The organism is Pseudoalteromonas sp. S2755 (genome assembly GCF_005886535.1).
Classification (GTDB): domain Bacteria; phylum Pseudomonadota; class Gammaproteobacteria; order Enterobacterales; family Alteromonadaceae; genus Pseudoalteromonas.
In genome coordinates, this window is the sequence record NZ_PNDS01000228.1 from 1 (window position 1) to 785 (window position 785).

The 785-nt window shown below is 42.4% G+C and carries 2 tRNA genes; both read left to right on the forward strand.

The window, feature by feature from the left end:
- The first annotated feature begins 534 nt into the window (after window positions 1-534).
- Window positions 535-610, forward strand: a tRNA-Ala gene (locus CWC03_RS22950).
- Between the two features lie 75 nt (window positions 611-685).
- Window positions 686-761: transfer RNA gene (locus CWC03_RS22955), tRNA-Glu, on the forward strand.
- The last annotated feature ends 24 nt before the right edge of the window (window positions 762-785 follow it).

Sequence of the window (785 nt, forward strand, 5' to 3'; positions counted from 1 at the left end):
TGAGCTAACAACCCAAATTGTATTACAACGTCTGCCGTTGTGGGGCGGTATTATAGGTTTAGTTTGAAAAGAGTCAACACTTAACTTTAAAAAACTATACTGTGTGATGTTTTTATGCTCAATGCTTTAAGCTCTTCATTATAGAAGGGGAGAGGGGGCTTATATTTTTGGTCCAAGAATCATCTTATTTTGCGGGAAACAAGTTGCTGAGCTTTGTATGTTATAGTGCGGGATAAAGTAGGATCGGATAAGATGCAGAAAAAGAAAAGAGCCGTAAACCACTCAGCCCTAATTGGATTTAAAACAAAAAGGCAGAGGTGCGGTAACTATGTGTTTTAAATTGTGCAATAAATAATCCAATTCAAGGTGTTAGGCTTGCAAACGTGAGGCTTTTGGTTATATTCTACGCTTCTTGATTTAAAATGAATCAGTTAGAAAAAACTTTCATAAAAGTTGTTGACTTTATTTTTGCTCCTGCATAGAATGCGCCCCGCACTCAGCGATACAGGCTAGCAGTTCAGGTCTGACTATTATGGGGCTATAGCTCAGCTGGGAGAGCGCTTGCATGGCATGCAAGAGGTCGACGGTTCGATCCCGTCTAGCTCCACCAATTTATTGTTAGTGCATATGTCCTAGTACATAATTCAAATGGCAACGCCTCGAGTGTGAAGCTGTTTGTTATTGTGTCCCCTTCGTCTAGAGGCCTAGGACACCGCCCTTTCACGGCGGTAACAGGGGTTCGAATCCCCTAGGGGACGCCACTTACTTCGGTAGGTAACTCGGCT